The sequence below is a fragment of the Streptomyces sp. NPDC002564 genome (assembly GCF_042889645.1).
GTDB lineage: Bacteria > Actinomycetota > Actinomycetes > Streptomycetales > Streptomycetaceae > Streptomyces.
In genome coordinates this window covers 885,448-903,110 of record NZ_JBIARE010000001.1, presented here as the reverse complement: position 1 = coordinate 903,110, position 17,663 = coordinate 885,448, and the positions used below count along the sequence as shown (strand labels likewise).

The window sequence follows — 17,663 nt, the reverse complement described above, 5'->3', positions numbered from 1 at the left end:
GGGTCCCACGCCCTCGCCCTGAGCGGCGCTCTCGGCGGCGGTCGCGGCCTGGGCGGCCGACTCCTCCGACGGCTCGGGCTCGGCGTCCTCCCGCTCGTCGGTGACCCGCTCCCACCTGGGTCCCACGCCCTCGCCCTGAGCGGCGCTCTCGGCGGCGGTCGCGGCCTGGGCGGCCGACTCCTCCGACGGCTCGGGCTCGGCGTCCTCCCGCTGTGGGCGGGCGTCCCGCACGGCGGGACGGGCGGGCACAGCCCCCGGTGCCGGGTCGGGCGGCGGAGGCGCCAGCAACTCCATCGTGGTCTCGGGAGACGGCTCGGGCTCGGGCGAGGGCTCAGCCACGGGCTCGGGCGAGAGCGTCGGCTCGGGCTCAGGCGAGGGCGCAGGCGCAGGCGCAGGCGAGGGCGCAGGCGCAGGCGAGGGCGTCGGTCCAGGGGAAGCCGACGGCAACTCCGTTTCGAGCGTCCTCTCCGCCGCCGCGATCAGCGGATCCTCGCCGGGCGCGCCGGTCAGGCGGGCCGGCAGGACGTTCGAGTTGGCCTCGGCCTCCGAGCCGGGCAGGTGCACCACCGGCTCCGCGCTCCGGGGCGAGGCGACCGTGGCGGCGGGCGCCCCCGGCGACGGCGGTGCCGCGAGGATCGCCTTGGGCAGCACCACGACCGCGGCGACCCCGCCCTGCTTCTGCTCGCGCAGCCGCACCCGCGCCCCGTGCCGGGCCGCGAGCCGGGCGACGACGTAGAGGCCGAGCCCCAGCCCGTCCCCGCTCTCCTGGTCGTACGCGTCGTCGGGGTCGAAGTCGGCGAGGCGGGCGTTGAGCTCGTCCATCCGGTCCTGGGTGACGCCGATGCCCTCGTCCTGGACGGAGAGCATGACCTCGCCGTTCTCCAGGAGCCACCCGGAGACCTCGACGGCCGCGTCCGGCGGCGAGAACGACGTGGCGTTCTCCAGGAGCTCGGCGGTGAGGTGGCTGATGTCGTCCGCGGCGAACCCGGCCACGTGCGCGTGCGGCGGCAGCGTGGCGATCCGGACGCGCTCGTAGCGCTCGATCTCGGAGACGGCCGCGCGCACGACGTCGACGAGCGGCACCGCGCCGGGGTGCTGGTGGCCGTGCTCGGCACCGGCGAGGACCAGGAGGTTCTCGCTGTGCCTGCGCATGACGGTGGCGAGGTGGTCGAGCTTGAAGAGGGTGGCGAGCCGGTCGGGGTCCTGCTCGCGGTCCTCCAGGTTCTCGATGACGGCGAGCTGGCGCTCCACCAGGCCGAGGGTGCGCAGGGCCAGGTTCACGAAGGTGCCGTGGATGGAGTGGCGCACCCGCTCCAGGTGCGCGGAGGCCTCGGCGAGTTCCTCGCGCAGCGCCGCGCGCTCGTCGGCCATGGAGGTGCGCTGCCCGATGAGGTGCTTGCGGTCCGCCTCCAGGGTGCCCAGGCGGTCGGTGAGGGCGGCCGCGTGGGCGTGCAGCGCGTTGACCGAGCGGACGACCTGGGCGAACTCGTCGTCGCGGCCGGTGAAGCGGATCGGCTCCTGGGGCGCGGGCTCGCCCGCCAGGCGGGCGGAGCCGAGGCGCAGTACGGCGAGCGGGCGGGTCAGCGACCGGGCGGCGCCCATGGCGACGCCGACGGCGACGAGCAGGCAGACGCCGACGAGGGCGACCCGGATCTCCAGGGCGGTGACGTCGTCGTCGCGGAGCCGGGCGAGCTGCTTGGTGCGCTGGACGCCGAGCGCGGACTCGGTGCCGCGCATGGTCTCGATGCGGGCGGACAGCGCGGCGTCGACCTTGTCGCGGTCGTAGCGCTGCTCGGCGGCGGAGAGCGTGGGCCGGTCGGTGAGGCGCTTGAGGTACTTCTCCGCGGCGCCGACCTCGGAGCCCGTGACGGTCGACTCGTACGTGGCGCGGGCGGAGTCGCTCGCCGTGTCGCGGAAGTCGGCGAGGGCGGCCAGCTCGCGGATGCGGGCCTGCTGGGCGGCGGAGCTGAGCTCGTCGCGCCGCTCGGCGTCGGCCGGGGACTCCTCGGTGACGTTGGTCGGCAGGCCGGTGACCGGGTCGATGGCGGGGGTGCCGGCCGGGCGGGGCAGGGCGAGGGCGGCGAGCAGCAGGCCGCGGGCCGCGGCGGCCTGTTCGACGGCGTGGTCGAGGTCGGCGAGCGCGAGGGCGCCGCGGTTGGCCTCGGGGGGCAGCCGCTCGGCCAGGTCGCGGGTCAGGCCGTGGAGTTCGGTGATGACCTTGGTGTACGCGTCGTGGGCTTCGAGAGCGCTGCTCTTGCCGGTGAGCGCCGCTCTGCGGACGGCGCCGATGTCGGCGAGGTCGTCGCGCAGCCCGGCGGGCCCTTCGGCGCCGCGCAGTTCGTCGATCTGCCGGTCCACGCGGGCGCTGCGGCTCTGCGAGAGCCCCTTGCCCTGCGGGCGCCCGGAGGCGATGAACGTGGTGACCTCGTCCCGTTCGTCGGCGAGGGAGTGGCCGAGGGAGACCGCCTGCTGGGTCTGCTCGGCGAGGGTCACCAGGTCCTGTGTGTCGTTCAGGCGGCCGGAGGCGGCGAGGACGGCGGGCGCGCCCGCGCCGAGCACGGCGGCGGCCACGACGGCGACGGCGATGATCAGCCGGTTGCGCACCCGCGCGGTGGGCTTGCGGTTCGCGGGGGGTGCCGGAGCGACGGAGGGCTGCGCGGCGGGGGCGTCGGCCGCGGGAGAGGCGCCGGGGGCGCCGGAACCGTCAGGCGCGGTGGCGCCGTGCGGGGCCGCGGAGTCGTGAGGGTTCGCGGGGCCGTGAGGGGCCGTGGAGTCGTGAGGGGTCGCGGGGCCGTCAGGTGTGGCGGGGGCGACCGTCCGCTCGCCCTGCGCCGGGGCGTCGGCGCCCGCGGAGGGGTCCGTGGCCGTGCGCTCCGGCGCACGCTCGGTCGGTGTGGTCGCTCCCGGCGTGGCCCCTTCCGGGGCCTTCTGCTTGCCTTTGCGCCCAGGCCGCATCTTCTGCACCGGTGCTCGCATTCTAGTTTTCGTCTGCCCTTGGGCCCGGGTGACGATCTGTCGACGCGAGCGCTCCCCCGGTACGGTTCCTGACCCTTCCAGTGCCGGTGAGTGGCGGTCGCGCATCGCCTGCCTGGCCACCCGAAGGAGTGAACATCGGCGGGGAGTTGGCGGGCAAGTCCCGGGATGGCTGCTGCGCGGCATATGCGGTGCGCCGGTTGGACGTCTCCGACGGGCTTTGGCAGGATGCGCCGCCACACCCCGCCGGAGGTGATCATTCCGGCCGAATTCCGGCGTGCGAGCGCCCCGCCCGGGCCCCCCTCCGCCCCCGTCACGGCCTCGCGCGGACCCTGTGAAGGCCTCGTGCAGACTGGCCGGATGCGTATCGAACTGGCCACCGAACCCGGCGACCCCGCACGCCCCAACGAGGACTACGCGTCGGTCGCGCTTCCCGCGTCCGGACAGGGCGGATCGCTCGTCGTCCTGGACGGCGTGACGCCGCCCGAGGGCTCGGTCGGGTGTCCGCATTCCGTCCCCTGGTTCACCGCGCGACTCGGTGGCGCGCTGGGCGAACTGTCCGTTTCACGACGGGATATGACGCTCACTGAGATCCTGGCGGCCGCCATCTCGCGTACCGCCGACGCCCATCGTTCAACCTGTGACCTTTCTCACCCGCGCACACCTCAGGCAACGGTGGTGCTCGTGCGGTGGGACGCCGAACGCGTGGAGCACTTGGTCCTGTCCGACTCGGCGCTCCTGATGGCGGGCCGTGACGGGTCGGTCACCGCCGTCCTCGACCGGCGCCTCGCGGAACTGCCGCCCGCCGTGCGGGCGCTGCGCGACCAGGTGCGCGCGCTGCCGCGCGGCTCGGCCGAGCGGGACGTGGCGGGCCGCGCGTACGGCGCGGCCGTCGAGGCCCTGCGCAACGCGGAGGACGGGTTCTACACCGCGGCCGCCGACCCCTCGGCCGCCGGTCGCGCGGTCACCGGCGAGACGCCCCGGGCGGACGTCACGGAGGTGGCGGCGCTCACGGACGGCGCCGGGCGGTGGGTCGAGACCTTCCGCGAGGGCGACTGGGCGGACTGCCTGGCGCTGCTGCGCAAGCAGGGCGCGCAGCACCTGGTGGACCGGGTGCGGGAGTTGGAGCGCGCGGACCCGGAGCGCCTGGCCTTCCCGCGCGGGAAGCGGCACGACGACGCGGCGGTCGTGTACGCGCAGTGGTGAGGCGGACCCGGCCGCGGGGCCGGGTCCGCCCCGGTCTCAGGTGTCCGCGCTCGCGTTCAGGCGGCCCAGCAGCCTGGCGAGTTCGGCGACCTCGGGACGCTCCCAGCTGGCCAGGCGGCGCACGTACTGGGCGCGGCGGGCGGCTCGCACGGTGCGGAACCGGGTGCGGCCGTCGGGTGTCAGGCGGATCAGCCAGGCGCGCCCGTCGGCCGGGTCCGGCTCGCGCGAGACCAGGCCGAGCTCCTCAAGTGCGCGCAACTGGCGGCTCATCGTGGCCTTGCCGACGCCGATGAAGGCCGCGAGCTCGGTGGCCCGCTGCGGTCCGGAGTCGTCCAGGCAGACGAGCAGCCCGTACGCGGACGGCTCCAGGTCGGGGTGCACCTGACGCGCCATCTCGCCCGACGAGGCCCGCGCGCGGCGCAGCAGGAGCGACAACTCCCGCTCCAGGGAGAGGAACTCCGGGTCGGCACCCTGTTCCACCTCGTCCTGCGCGCCGGGCTCCACGCCCTCTTCTGCAGCACCCATGTCCCGCTTTCCCGATTCTGAAAGTTATCGCCGGATGACCCGCGCGCCGCGGCCTCGGCGGCAGCGGCCTGACCAGTATTTCGCAAGGTTGCGGCCGTTCTCCCCCGGCGGCACCGCCACAGGAGTGGACCAACGGCAGAAGCCTGCACCTCTTCCCCAACGGCGGTCTACGTGCGTAGCGTTTTGCATGACATGTTCACACCAGGTCATGTCGACAGGTCCCCACCGAGCACCACCGAGGCCTTCGGAGGCACGCCCATGCCCGTGCACAGACCCGGACCGGCCCGCCGCTCGCGCTTGTCGCCGGCGGGGGTTCTCCTCGCAGTACTGTCCGCACTCTCCCTCCTCCTGACGCTCCCCACGGCGGCCCAGGCGGACGACGTCCCCGACCGCGGCACCGCGCGCCTGGGCCAAGGCGTCGTCGAACACGACGGCCAGGGCGGCCGGCCCAGCGGCAGTGACGCCGCCCAGACCGAGGGCGTCGACGTCAGCAGCCACCAGGGCAACGTCGCCTGGCAGACGCTGTGGAACAGCGGAGTGAAGTGGGCCTACGTCAAGGCCACCGAGAGCACCTCGTACAAGAACCCCTACTTCACCCAGCAGTACGACGGCTCGTACGGCGTGGGCATGATCCGCGGCGCGTACCACTTCGCGACGCCCGACACCTCGTCCGGCGCCGCCCAGGCGAACTATTTCGCGGGCAACGGCGGGGGCTGGTCGCGCGACGGCAGGACGCTGCCCGGCGTCCTGGACATCGAGTGGAACCCGTACGGCGCCGCCTGCTTCGGCAAGTCCCAGGCCGACATGGTCGCCTGGATCCGGGACTTCCTGAACACGTACAAGGCGCGCACCGGCCGCGACGCCGTCATCTACACGGCCACCAGCTGGTGGAAGGACTGCACCGGCAACTACGGCGGCTTCGGCGCGAGCAACCCGCTGTGGATCGCCCGCTACAACACCTCCCCCGGCGAACTCCCGGCGGGCTGGGGCTTCCACACCATGTGGCAGTACACCTCGTCCGGCCCCACGGTGGGCGACCACGACAAGTTCAACGGCGCCCTCGACCGCGTGGTGGCGCTCGCCAACGGCTGAGCCCGGCGACCGGTCGGACGCGTCGGCCCGTACGTGAACGGCGGCCACCCCGGTGCGGGGTGGCCGCCGTGCGGAGGACGGTCCTGCCGTCCCGCCCGGTCCGCTACGCCGCGGCCGGGACCCGCACCTCGGCCTCGGTGAGGGCCAGTTCGAGCACCTGGCGCACGTCCGTGACCGCGTGGACGTCCAGCTTCTCCAGGATCTCGGCGGGCACGTCGTCCAGGTCCGCCTCGTTCCGCTTCGGGATGATCACCGTGGTGATCCCGGCCCGGTGGGCGGCGAGCAGCTTCTGCTTCACGCCGCCGATCGGCAGCACCCGGCCGGTCAGCGAGACCTCACCGGTCATCGCCACGTCCGTGCGGACCAGCCGGCCGCTGAGCAGCGAGGCGAGGGCGGTCGTCAGGGTGACGCCCGCGCTCGGCCCGTCCTTGGGGACGGCGCCCGCCGGGAAGTGGACGTGCACGCCGCGCTCCTTGAGGTCGGCGACGGGCAGTTCCAGCTCCGCGCCGTGCGAGCGCAGGAAGCTCAGCGCGATCTGCGCCGACTCCTTCATCACGTCGCCGAGCTGGCCGGTGAGCGTGAGCCCGGAGGCCCCCGTCTCCGGGTCGGCGAGCGAGGCCTCGACGAAGAGCACGTCGCCGCCCGCGCCGGTGACCGCGAGCCCGGTGGCCACGCCCGGCACCGCGGTGCGGCGCTCGGCCGGGTCCTGGGCGGACTCGGGCACGTGGTGCGGCCGCCCGATCAGGCCCCGCAGGTCCGCGTCGGTGACGGTGGACGGCAGCTCCCTGTCGCCCAGTTCGTGCTGGGCCGCGACCTTGCGCAGCAGCCGTGCCACGGACCGCTCCAGGTTCCGCACGCCCGCCTCGCGGGTGTACTCGCCGGCGAGCTTGCGCAGCGCGCTCTCGTCGAGCGTCACCTCGTCGGTGCCGAGCCCGGCCCGCTCCAGCTGGCGCGGGAGCAGGTGGTCGCGGGCGATGACGACCTTCTCGTCCTCGGTGTAGCCGTCCAGGCGGACCAGCTCCATGCGGTCGAGCAGGGCCTCCGGGATGGCTTCCAGGACGTTGGCCGTGGCCAGGAAGACGACGTCGCTCAGGTCGAGCTCGACCTCCAGGTAGTGGTCGCGGAAGGTGTGGTTCTGCGCCGGGTCGAGGACTTCCAGGAGGGCGGCCGCCGGGTCGCCCCGGAAGTCGGAGCCGACCTTGTCGATCTCGTCGAGGAGCACCACCGGGTTCATCGACCCGGCCTCCTTGATGGCCCGCACGATCCGCCCGGGCAGCGCCCCCACGTACGTACGACGGTGGCCGCGGATCTCCGCCTCGTCGCGCACGCCGCCGAGGGCGACCCGCACGAACTTGCGGCCCATGGCGTGCGCCACGGACTCGCCGAGCGAGGTCTTGCCGACGCCGGGCGGGCCGACGAGGGCGAGCACGGCGCCGCCGCGGCGGCCGCCGACGACCCCGAGGCCGCGGTCCGCGCGGCGCTTGCGCACCGCGAGGTACTCGGTGATGCGCTCCTTGACGTCCTGCAGCCCGGAGTGCTCGGTGTCCAGGATCTCCTGGGCGCCCTTGATGTCGTACGCGTCCTCGGTGCGCTCGGTCCAGGGCAGTTCGAGGACGGTGTCCAGCCAGGTCCTGATCCAGGAGCCCTCGGGCGACTGGTCGCTCGACCGCTCCAGCTTGTCGACCTCCTTGAGGGCGGCCTCGCGGACCTTCTCGGGCAGGTCGGCGGCCTCGACGCGGGCGCGGTAGTCGTCGGACTCCTCGGCCGCGTCCTTGCTGTCGCCGTTGATCTCGCGCAGCTCCTTGCGGACGGCGTCGAGCTGGCGGCGCAGCAGGAACTCGCGCTGCTGCTTGTCCACGCCCTCCTGCACGTCCTTGGCGATGGACTCCGCGACGTCCTGCTCGGCGAGGTGCTCGCGGAGCTGCTCGGTGGCGAGCTTGAGGCGGGCGACCGCGTCCTCGGTCTCCAGGAGCTCGATCTTCTGCGGGACGGTGAGGAACGGCGAGTAGCCGCTGTTGTCGGCGAGCGCGGAGACGTCGTCGATCTGCGTGACGCGGTCCACCACCTGCCAGGCGCCGCGCTTCTTCAGCCAGCTGGTGGCAAGCGCCTTGTACTCCGTGACGAGCTCGGTGACCGCGCCGGGCAGCGGCTCGGGCACGGAGTCGTCGAGCTTCAGCCCCTCGACCCACAGGGCGGCGCCGGGTCCGGTCGTGCCCGCGCCGATGCGCACCCGGTGGCGGCCGCGGATCAGGGCGCCGGGGTCGCCGTCGGAGAGCCGTCCGACCTGCTCGACGGTGCCGAGCACGCCGGTCGCGGCGTACGTCCCGTCGATGCGCGGAACAAGCAGCACCTTCGGCTTGCTGTCCCCGGTGGACCGCGCGGCGGCCTGGGCGGCCTCGACCGCGGCGCGCACGTCGGCGTCGGACAGGTCGAACGGAACCACCATGCCGGGCAGGACGACCTCGTCGTCGAGCGGCAGCACAGGCAGAGTGAGCGTTGTGTTGGCAGCGGACTCAGAAGCCATGATCTCCCCTTCGGCATTCAAGTTGAGCTATACCGACTCAATGCTGGTGAGTGCCGAGATGTTCCCCGACCCCTGTTCGCTGTGAGCGATCACCCGGAAGCCGCCTCCGTGACGGGTACGGCGCGCGGGCGTACGACGGGATCGCGGCGGGTGCGCCGGGCGGGCGTACGACGGGATCCGGACCCATTTCCGGTCACGTGGCCGGGGCCGCCCCCCTGCGGCGTTCCCTCCTGGCCCTCGCCTTGGGACCGTGGCCCTTGGGACCGTGGTCGCTGCGACCCTCCGGCCCGACCTTCAGGAGGGGATCTGTGGTGGACACACCCGGGAACGGCGACGGCGACGTGCGGGACGCGGCCGGACAGCTCGTGGAGCTCGCGCTGGGGCACCTCTTCTCCGCGGCGCTGCGCACGGCGGCCCGCTGCCGGATCGCCGACCATCTGGCGGCCGGGCCGCGGACCGCCGAGCAGCTGGCCGCGCGGACCGGGACGGACCCCGGTCACCTGCGCCGCGTCCTGCGCTATCTGGCGACCCGCGGCCTGTTCCGCGAGGACGGCGGGGGCGCCTTCCACCTGACCCCGCTCGCGGACGCGATCCGCACGGACGTGCCGGACTCCCTGCACGCGGCGGTCCTGATGCTGACCGACCCGTCCTTCGTGCGGAACTCCGCGGGCCTGGAGGAGACGGTGCGCGCCGCGGGCCCGTCCTTCGAGCGCCTCTTCGGGAAGCCCTTCTTCGACCATCTCGCCGGGGACCCGGAGCTGCGGGAGCTGTTCGACGCCGGCATGACGTCCCTGTCGGGGCCGGTCGACGCGGTGATCGCCGGGACGTACCCCTTCCCGGAGAAGGGCACGGTGGTCGACGTCGGCGGCGGCCGGGGCGGGCTGCTGCGCGCGGTGCTGCGCGGGCGGCCCGGCCTGACCGGGGTGCTCTACGACCAGGCCCCGGCGGTGAGCACCCACGTGCTGGCCGACGACGACGAGGTACGGGGGCGGTGGCGGGCCGAGGCCGGGGACTTCTTCGCGGCGGTGCCCGAGGGCGGCGACCTCTATGTGCTCAAGCAGGTCCTGCACGACTGGCCGGACGAGGCGTGCCTGCGGATCCTGCGCAACTGCCGGGCGGTGATGGCGCCGGACGCCCGCCTCCTGATCGTCGACTGCGTGCTGCCCGTCGGCAACGAACCGCACGTCGGCAAGACGCTGGACGTGGCGATGGCGGCGATCGTCGACGGGCGGGAGCGCACGGAGGACGAATTCGCCGCGCTGCTGGTGGGGGCGGGACTGCGGCTGACGCGAATCCTGCCGACCGACGCGTTCCCCTCGATCGTGGAGGCGGAGGCGGCGTTCTAGGTCGTGGCGGAGGTGCCGTTCCGGGCCGTGGCGGAGACGGGGCTACAGGTCGAGACGGGGTGCTACAGGTCGAGGCGGGGTGCTACAGGTCGAGACGGGGTGCTACGCGTCCGTACGGGCCGCGCCGCCGCCCGGCCTGCGCCGGAGCAGCGGCCAGGTGGAGACGCCGATGACCAGCGCGAGCAGGTGCCCCCAGTTCGTCATGGGGTCCGTGAACGCGATCAGGTCGTCGACGAGCATCCAGCCGAACCCGGCGAGGACGGCCCACCTGAGCCACGGCGTGAGGAGGCCCGCCAGCGCGCCCACGCTGGCGGCCACCCCGAAGCTGATGCCGTAGTCGAGGCGGTGCAGCGAGCTGTCGGGCAGGTGCCCGGCGAGCACCGAGAGGCCGACCGGCACTTCCGTCGCGAGCGTGGCCACGGCGTGGCCGAGCAGGAAGACGCCGGCGGTGCGCAGTCCGCCGATGCGGCGCTCCAGCGCGGTGAGCACCAGCAGGAACCCGATCGCGTACGGGGACGTGATGCCGCCCGCGACCCACAGCGCGCTGGCGATCAGGACGAGGAAGGGGCTCTGCGCGAGGTGCGCGACGTCGGTGCTCGAACCGCGCAGCAGGGAGGAGACGACGTCCGGGTCGGCGTACTCGGTGAAGAGCGAGGTGGCGACGAGGACGAGGGCGTAGCCGAAGGTGAAGGGGGTGCCGGTGGGAGTGGGCAGGAGCCGCCAGGGCCGGAACCGCAGCCGTCCCGCCCGTCCGGCGCCGGTCACGCCGGTCGCGGGGGCCGCCCCGGCGCGGGACGCGGTCCGGATCCGGGACCCGCCGGCCCCGCCCGGGACTCCGGCGCGGTCCTGACCGTCGGGGCGCTCGTCATGGTGGGCCCGGTCCTCACCGCGGGCCCGACGTCCACCGTCGGAGCGGTGTTCACCGCGGGAGTGGTCCGCGGCGGACCCCGACGGGTCGTCCACCCGCTCCGGACCGTTCGCACCTGCCAAGCCGTTCCCGCGCGGGGCACGGCTCTCCCCCGGTGGGGACTGGGCCGGGATCGCGCTCAGGGCGCGTTCGGCCACGTCCGGCGCTTCGGGGGCGGGTGCCGTCGGCCCACTGCGATTCACGGTGAGGAGCTCCTTCCGTCCCGGCCAACCCTTTGCCCTTTTTTCCGGCGTTGTCTATGACCGGCGCCACGTGAGACGCACGTCACAGCAACCCGCCGCGCGGCTTCTGCGTTGCGCCGAGAATTCCTCCCTACCCAGGTCGGCGCTCTCTAGGCTGACGCCATGCACCCGCACACCACCGCCCCCGTCGTGCTCGACCGGCGCGAGGGTCCGCACGGCGAGGTCGTCCTGCGGCGCCACGGCGACCTGCTGCAGATCATCGCCAACGGCTGCTTCCTGATGGACACCTCCGACGGCCGCTCCGAGCGCCTGCTCGTCGACGCGGCCCGCGACGCCCTCGACGGCCGCCCCCGCCCGGCCCTGCTGATCGGCGGGCTCGGCGTCGGCTTCTCCCTCGCCCACGCCGCCGCGGACCCCCGCTGGGGCCGCATCGACGTCGTCGAGCGCGAGCAGGCGATCATCGACTGGCACCGCGGCGGCCCCCTCGCCGAACTGTCCGGCCCGGCACTCGCCGACCCACGTGCGCAGATTCTTCACACGGACCTCGTCGCCCACCTCCACGACGCCGCGCGGACGTACGACGCGCTCTGCCTGGACATCGACAACGGCCCCGAATGGACGGTGACGGAGGGCAACAACTCCCTTTACTCGCCTGCCGGTCTGACGGCCTGTGCGCACCGCCTGAACCCCGGCGGAGTGCTCGCCGTATGGTCCGCCAAGCCCTCGTCCACTTTCGACGACGCTCTACGGAATGCCGGATTCCAGCAGGTACGGGCCGAAGAGATCCCCGTTGCCCGAGGCGTCCCGGACGTGGTCCACCTCGGCGTCAGGGCTGCGTAGCCGCGGGCCCTTCGCGCCCCGTACCCTGCTGACCGAACACAAGCGATCAGTGTCAGGGGCGGGCGATGGAGCAGACACACACCTCCCACAACGGCGCCACGGCGGCGACGCCGGGCGCCCAGCGCCGGGTGCTGGTGGTCGAGGACGACCCGACGATCGTCGACGCCATCGCCGCCCGGCTGCGTGCCGAGGGTTTCGTCGTGCAAACGGCGGGCGACGGCCCGTCCGCGGTCGACACCGCCCAGGCCTGGCAGCCCGACCTGCTGATCCTCGACATCATGCTGCCGGGCTTCGACGGCCTGGAGGTGTGCCGCCGGGTGCAGGCCCAGCGGCCCGTCCCGGTCCTCATGCTCACCGCGCGTGACGACGAGACCGACATGCTGGTGGGCCTCGGCGTCGGCGCGGACGACTACATGACCAAGCCGTTCTCCATGCGCGAGCTCGCCGCCCGCGTGCACGTCCTGCTGCGCCGCATCGAGCGGGCCACCCTCGCCGCGACCACGCCCCGCAGCGGCATCCTGCGCCTCGGCGAACTGGAGATCGACCACGCGCAGCGGCGGGTCCGGGTGCGCAGCGAGGACGTCCACCTGACGCCCACGGAGTTCGACCTCCTGGTCTGCCTGGCCAACACCCCGCGCGCGGTCCTCTCCCGCGAGCAGCTACTCGCGGAGGTGTGGGACTGGGCCGACGCGTCCGGCACCCGCACCGTCGACAGCCACATCAAGGCCCTGCGCCGGAAGATCGGGGCCGAGCGGATCCGTACCGTGCACGGCGTCGGGTACGCGCTGGAGACCCCCACCCCGTGAGGAGGGTCGCGTGATGAGCGGACCCTTCACCGGGCTGCGGCCGTTCTCCATCAAGACCAAACTCGGCGCCCTCGTGGTGGTCTCGGTGTTCATCACCACCGGCCTGCTCCTGGTGGCCATGGAGACCGAGACCGAGCTGCGCTTCATCACCGTCTTCTCGGTGATCGCCACCCTCCTCATCACGCAGTTCGTGGCGCACAGCCTCACCGCTCCGCTCGACGAGATGAACGCGGTGGCCCGCGCCGTCTCGCACGGCGACTACACGCGCCGGGTGCGCGGCGCCGACCGGCGCGACGAGCTGGGCGACGTGGCCTCCACGATCAACGCCATGGCCGACGACCTGGAGGCCCAGGACACCCAGCGCAAGGAGCTCGTCGCCAACGTCTCGCACGAGCTGCGCACCCCCATCGCCGCGCTGCGCGCCGTCCTGGAGAACGTCGTCGACGGCGTCTCGGCCGCCGACCCCGAGACGATGCGCACCGCCCTGAAGCAGACCGAGCGCCTGGGACGGCTCGTGGAGACCCTCCTGGACCTCTCCCGCCTGGACAACGGCGTGGTGCCGCTCAAGGCCCGCCGCTTCGAGGTGTGGCCCTATCTGTCCGGCGTCCTGAAGGAGGCCAACATGGTGGCCTCCGCGCGCGCGGGCATCGCCTCCGGCTCCGGCAGCCACACGCGTACGGACGTCCACCTGCACCTGGACGTCTCGCCCCCCGAGCTGACGGCCCACGCGGACGCGGAGCGGCTGCACCAGGTGGTGGCGAACCTCATCGACAACGCGGTCAAGCACAGTCCGCCGCACGGACGGGTGACGGTACGGGCCCGGCGCGGCCCCTACCCCGAGTCCCTGGACCTGGAAGTGCTCGACGAGGGCCCCGGCATCCCGCAGTCCGAGTGGCACCGCGTCTTCGAGCGGTTCAACCGCGGCAGCCACGCCGGAGCCCCCGTGAAGGGGTCCGGGAACGACGGCGGCACCGGCCTCGGCCTCGCCATCGCGCGGTGGGCGGTCGACCTGCACGGCGGGCACATCGGGGTGGCCGAATCCCCTCGTGGTTGCCGGATCCAGGTCACTCTTCCGGGCCTGCCCGAAGCCTGAAGTTGACGTAGGGTTCGAAGCGGAAGCGATTCAGGGTGCCTGTTCAGGGCACTCGGGAGCCGCCGCCGCGCGTAGACGTCCCCCCGACGTACCCGCGCGGCCATCTGGCGTTGCAGAACCTCGCTTGTTTCCCGCCAATTACAGCGCCGAAACCAACGATCCAGTGTGACTTACGCGACGGATGCCGGGCCCGGTCTGCACCTCGCGCCCTGGGAGGCGTAGCCTTTATTTCCGCTGTCCATCACCTTGTGAAGCGGAAGAGGGCGGTTACCGCCGTGTCGCCACAGTCCCCCAGTAACTCGAGCATCTCGACCGACCAAGACGGGCAGGGCAAGGACCCTGCTGCTGCCTTCGGTCCCAATGAGTGGCTCGTCGACGAGATCTATCAGCAGTACCTCCAGGACCCGAATTCGGTCGACCGAGCCTGGTGGGACTTCTTCGCCGACTACAAGCCAGGGGCGGGCGCTTCCGTAGCCGCTCCCCCGGCGAAGCCGGCGGGTGACGCGGCCGCGGGGGCCGCGTCCACCAGTGCTCCCGCCGCACCCGCCGCGCCCGCCCCCGAGGCGAAGCCCGCGGCCCAGGCTCCGGCCGCCGCGCCGGCCGCACCCGCGAAGCCCGCGGCCGCCGCTCCGGCCCCCGCCGCCGCGAAGCCGGCCGCCGCCAAGCCCGCGGCCGCCAAGCCCGCCGCCAAGGCGGAGCCCGCGGCCGAGGCCCCGGCCGGTCCCGAGTTCGTGACGCTGCGCGGCCCCGCCGCCGCCGTTGCGAAGAACATGAACGCCTCGATCGAGGTCCCGACGGCCACGTCGGTCCGCGCGGTCCCGGTGAAGCTGCTCTTCGACAACCGCATCGTCATCAACAACCACCTCAAGCGCGCCCGCGGCGGGAAGATCTCCTTCACGCACCTCATCGGGTACGCGATGGTGCAGGCCATCAAGGCCATGCCGTCGATGAACCACTCCTTCCAGGAGAAGGACGGCAAGCCCACCCTGGTCAAGCCGGAGCACATCAACTTCGGCCTCGCCATCGACCTGGTGAAGCCCAACGGCGACCGCCAGCTCGTCGTCGCGGGCATCAAGAAGGCCGAGACCCTGAACTTCTTCGAGTTCTGGCAGGCCTACGAGGACATCGTCCGGCGCGCCCGTGACGGCAAGCTGGGCATGGACGACTTCACCGGGGTGACGGTCTCCCTGACCAACCCCGGCGGCCTCGGCACCGTCCACTCGGTCCCGCGCCTGATGCCCGGCCAGTCGGTCATCATGGGCGTCGGCTCCATGGACTACCCCGCGGAGTTCCAGGGCACCTCCCAGGACACCCTGAACAAGCTCGGCATCTCGAAGGTCATGACGCTCACGTCGACCTACGACCACCGGGTCATCCAGGGCGCCGCCTCCGGCGAGTTCCTGCGGATCGTCGCGAACCTCCTCCTCGGCGAGCAGGAGTTCTACGACGAGATCTTCAAGGCGCTGCGCATCCCCTACGAGCCGGTCCGCTGGCTCAAGGACATCGACGCCTCGCACGACGACGACGTCACGAAGGCCGCCCGCGTCTTCGAGCTGATCCACTCCTACCGCGTCCGCGGCCACGTCATGGCCGACACGGACCCGCTGGAGTACAAGCAGCGCAAGCACCCCGACCTGGACATCACCGAGCACGGCCTCACCCTGTGGGACCTGGAGCGGGAGTTCGCGGTCGGCGGCTTCGCCGGCAAGTCGATGATGAAGCTGCGCGACGTCCTCGGCGTGCTGCGCGACTCGTACTGCCGCACCACCGGCGTCGAGTTCATGCACATCCAGGACCCGAAGCAGCGCAGGTGGCTGCAGGACCGCATCGAGCGGACCCACGCCACCAAGCCCGAGCGCGAGGAGCAGCTGCGCATCCTGCGCCGGCTGAACTCCGCCGAGGCCTTCGAGACGTTCCTGCAGACGAAGTACGTCGGCCAGAAGCGCTTCTCCCTGGAGGGCGGCGAGTCCGTCATCCCGCTGCTCGACGCCGTGCTCGACAGCGCCGCCGAGTCGCGCCTGGACGAGGTCGTCATCGGCATGGCCCACCGCGGCCGCCTGAACGTCCTGGCGAACATCGTCGGCAAGTCGTACGCCCAGATCTTCCGCGAGTTCGAGGGCAACATGGACCCCAAGTCCATGCACGGCTCCGGCGACGTGAAGTACCACCTGGGCGCCGAGGGCACCTTCACCGGCCTGGACGGCGAGCAGATCAAGGTCTCGCTGGCCGCGAACCCCTCCCACCTGGAGACGGTCGACCCGGTCATCGAGGGCATCGTCCGCGCCAAGCAGGACATCATCAACAAGGGCGGCACGGACTTCACGGTCCTGCCCGTCGCCCTGCACGGTGACGCGGCCTTCGCGGGCCAGGGTGTGGTCGCCGAGACGCTCAACATGTCGCAGCTGCGCGGCTACCGCACGGGCGGCACGGTCCACATCGTCATCAACAACCAGGTCGGCTTCACCGCCGCCCCGGAGTCCTCGCGCTCCTCCATGTACGCCACCGACGTGGCCCGCATGATCGAGGCGCCGATCTTCCACGTGAACGGCGACGACCCCGAGGCCGTCGTCCGCGTCGCGCGGCTCGCGTTCGAGTTCCGTCAGGCGTTCAACAAGGACGTCGTGATCGACCTCATCTGCTACCGCCGCCGCGGTCACAACGAGTCGGACAACCCGGCGTTCACGCAGCCGCTGATGTACGACCTGATCGACAAGAAGCGCTCGGTGCGCAAGCTCTACACCGAGTCCCTCATCGGCCGCGGCGACATCACGCTGGAAGAGGCCGAGCAGGCGCTGCAGGACTTCCAGGGCCAGCTGGAGAAGGTCTTCACCGAGGTCCGCGAGGCCGTCTCGCAGCCCGCGCAGGCCGAGGTGCCCTCACCGCAGGCCGAGTTCCCGGTGCACGTCGAGACCGCGATCTCCCAGGAGGTCGTCAAGCGGATCGCCGAGTCCCAGGTCAACATCCCCGACCGGGTCACCGTCCACCCGCGTCTGCTGCCGCAGCTGCAGCGCCGCGCGACGATGGTCGAAGAGGGCACGATCGACTGGGGCATGGGCGAGACCCTCGCCATCGGCTCGCTGCTCCTGGAGGGCACCCCGGTCCGCCTGTCGGGCCAGGACTCCCGCCGCGGCACGTTCGGCCAGCGCCACGCGGTCCTCATCGACCGCGCGACCGGCGAGGACTACACGCCGCTGATGTACCTCTCCGAGGAGCAGGCGCGCTACAACGTCTACGACTCGCTCCTCTCCGAGTACGCGGTGATGGGCTTCGAGTACGGCTACTCGCTGGCCCGTCCCGAGTCCCTCGTCATGTGGGAGGCGCAGTTCGGCGACTTCGTCAACGGCGCGCAGACGGTGGTGGACGAGTACATCTCGGCCGCCGAGCAGAAGTGGAACCAGCACTCCGGTGTCACCCTGCTCCTGCCGCACGGCTACGAGGGCCAGGGCCCGGACCACTCGTCCGCCCGCATCGAGCGCTTCCTGCAGCTGTGCGCGCAGAACAACATGACGGTCGCCATGCCGACCCTCCCGTCGAACTACTTCCACCTCCTGCGGTGGCAGGTGCACAACCCGCACCACAAGCCGCTGGTGGTCTTCACCCCGAAGTCGATGCTGCGCCTCAAGGCGGCGGCCTCGAAGGCGGAGGAGTTCACGACGGGCGGCTTCCGCCCGGTCATCGGCGACGCCTCGGTCGAGGCGTCGGCGGTCCGCAAGGTCGTCTTCTGCGCGGGCAAGCTGTACTACGACCTGGAGGCCGAGCGGCAGAAGCGCGGCGCCACGGACACGGCCATCATCCGCATCGAGCGGCTGTACCCGCTGCCCGGCGCCGAGCTCCAGGCCGAGATCGCCAAGTACCCGAACGCCGAGAAGTACCTGTGGGCGCAGGAGGAGCCGGCGAACCAGGGCGCGTGGCCCTTCATCGCCCTCAACCTCATCGACCACCTGGACCTGGCGGTCGGCGCGGACATCCCGCACGGCGAGCGCCTGCGCCGCATCTCGCGGCCGCACAGCTCGTCCCCCGCGGTCGGTTCGGCCAAGCGTCACCAGGCCGAGCAGGAGCACCTGCTCAGCGAGGTCTTCGAGGCCTAGCCGAACCGCTCCGGCGGCAGCACGCACGGTGGGCCCGGCCCCCGGTCACATTGACCGGGG

The 17,663-nt window shown here is 72.6% G+C and carries 11 protein-coding genes; 7 read left to right on the top strand and 4 right to left on the bottom strand.

All coding sequences use genetic code 11. The features are described 5' to 3' along the window. The coding region (locus tag ACFYXE_RS04100; protein ID WP_389308593.1) for a nitrate- and nitrite sensing domain-containing protein at positions 1 to 2,976 on the bottom strand (2,976 nt) is incomplete at its 3' end. 357 nt (positions 2,977 to 3,333) lie between these two features. Here ACFYXE_RS04100 and ACFYXE_RS04095 point away from each other — a divergent pair. Further along, complete coding sequence (locus ACFYXE_RS04095) at positions 3,334 to 4,179, top strand: protein phosphatase 2C domain-containing protein (protein ID WP_389308591.1); 846 nt, start codon at positions 3,334 to 3,336, stop codon at positions 4,177 to 4,179. A 36-nt stretch (positions 4,180 to 4,215) separates the two neighbouring features. On the opposite strand, the gene ACFYXE_RS04090 is transcribed toward ACFYXE_RS04095, so the two are convergent. Then, a complete protein-coding gene (locus ACFYXE_RS04090; RefSeq protein ID WP_389308589.1) occupies positions 4,216 to 4,704 on the bottom strand; it encodes a MarR family winged helix-turn-helix transcriptional regulator in 489 nt (162 codons plus the stop codon). Between the two features lie 258 nt (positions 4,705 to 4,962). On the opposite strand from ACFYXE_RS04090, the gene ACFYXE_RS04085 reads away from it, so the two are divergent. Continuing rightward, positions 4,963 to 5,796: a lysozyme gene (locus tag ACFYXE_RS04085; protein WP_389308587.1), complete on the top strand. Its 834-nt coding sequence runs from the start codon at positions 4,963 to 4,965 to the stop codon at positions 5,794 to 5,796. A gap of 103 nt (positions 5,797 to 5,899) precedes the next feature. Here ACFYXE_RS04085 and lon read toward each other — a convergent pair whose 3' ends face one another. Then, the gene (lon, locus tag ACFYXE_RS04080) at positions 5,900 to 8,320 is read right to left on the bottom strand and encodes an endopeptidase La (protein ID WP_389308585.1); all 2,421 of its coding nucleotides are present in this window, start codon (positions 8,318 to 8,320) and stop codon (positions 5,900 to 5,902) included. 308 nt (positions 8,321 to 8,628) lie between these two features. On the opposite strand from lon, the gene ACFYXE_RS04075 reads away from it, so the two are divergent. Beyond that, entirely contained in the window at positions 8,629 to 9,666 is a 1,038-nt protein-coding gene (locus tag ACFYXE_RS04075) for a methyltransferase (protein WP_389308583.1), read from the top strand. Positions 9,667 to 9,768: 102 nt separating this feature from the next. Here ACFYXE_RS04075 and ACFYXE_RS04070 read toward each other — a convergent pair whose 3' ends face one another. Then, the gene (locus ACFYXE_RS04070) at positions 9,769 to 10,776 is read right to left on the bottom strand and encodes a rhomboid-like protein (protein WP_389308581.1); all 1,008 of its coding nucleotides are present in this window, start codon (positions 10,774 to 10,776) and stop codon (positions 9,769 to 9,771) included. Between the two features lie 162 nt (positions 10,777 to 10,938). Here ACFYXE_RS04070 and ACFYXE_RS04065 point away from each other — a divergent pair, with 162 nt between their 5' ends. From ACFYXE_RS04065 to ACFYXE_RS04050, 4 genes are all read left to right on the top strand, one after another. Further along, positions 10,939 to 11,616, top strand: coding sequence for a spermidine synthase (locus tag ACFYXE_RS04065; protein ID WP_389308579.1), 678 nt, complete (start codon positions 10,939 to 10,941; stop codon positions 11,614 to 11,616). A gap of 65 nt (positions 11,617 to 11,681) precedes the next feature. Continuing rightward, a complete protein-coding gene (locus ACFYXE_RS04060; RefSeq protein ID WP_389308577.1) occupies positions 11,682 to 12,422 on the top strand; it encodes a response regulator transcription factor in 741 nt (246 codons plus the stop codon). Between the two features lie 13 nt (positions 12,423 to 12,435). Further along, positions 12,436 to 13,515, top strand: coding sequence for a sensor histidine kinase (locus ACFYXE_RS04055; RefSeq protein ID WP_389308575.1), 1,080 nt, complete (start codon positions 12,436 to 12,438; stop codon positions 13,513 to 13,515). Positions 13,516 to 13,790: 275 nt separating this feature from the next. After that, positions 13,791 to 17,603, top strand: a complete 3,813-nt coding sequence (locus ACFYXE_RS04050; RefSeq protein ID WP_389308574.1) for a multifunctional oxoglutarate decarboxylase/oxoglutarate dehydrogenase thiamine pyrophosphate-binding subunit/dihydrolipoyllysine-residue succinyltransferase subunit — start codon at positions 13,791 to 13,793, stop codon at positions 17,601 to 17,603. Positions 17,604 to 17,663: the final 60 nt, after the last annotated feature.

Excerpts from the sequence above, each read along its gene's own strand:
- ACFYXE_RS04095 (WP_389308591.1), top strand. The coding sequence starts at position 3,334 with ATGCGTATCGAACTGGCCACCGAACCCGGCGACCCCGCACGCCCCAAC.
- ACFYXE_RS04090 (WP_389308589.1), bottom strand. The coding sequence starts at position 4,704 with ATGGGTGCTGCAGAAGAGGGCGTGGAGCCCGGCGCGCAGGACGAGGTG.
- ACFYXE_RS04085 (WP_389308587.1), top strand. The coding sequence starts at position 4,963 with ATGCCCGTGCACAGACCCGGACCGGCCCGCCGCTCGCGCTTGTCGCCG.
- lon (WP_389308585.1), bottom strand. The coding sequence starts at position 8,320 with ATGGCTTCTGAGTCCGCTGCCAACACAACGCTCACTCTGCCTGTGCTG.
- ACFYXE_RS04065 (WP_389308579.1), top strand. The coding sequence starts at position 10,939 with ATGCACCCGCACACCACCGCCCCCGTCGTGCTCGACCGGCGCGAGGGT.
- ACFYXE_RS04060 (WP_389308577.1), top strand. The coding sequence starts at position 11,682 with ATGGAGCAGACACACACCTCCCACAACGGCGCCACGGCGGCGACGCCG.
- ACFYXE_RS04055 (WP_389308575.1), top strand. The coding sequence starts at position 12,436 with ATGAGCGGACCCTTCACCGGGCTGCGGCCGTTCTCCATCAAGACCAAA.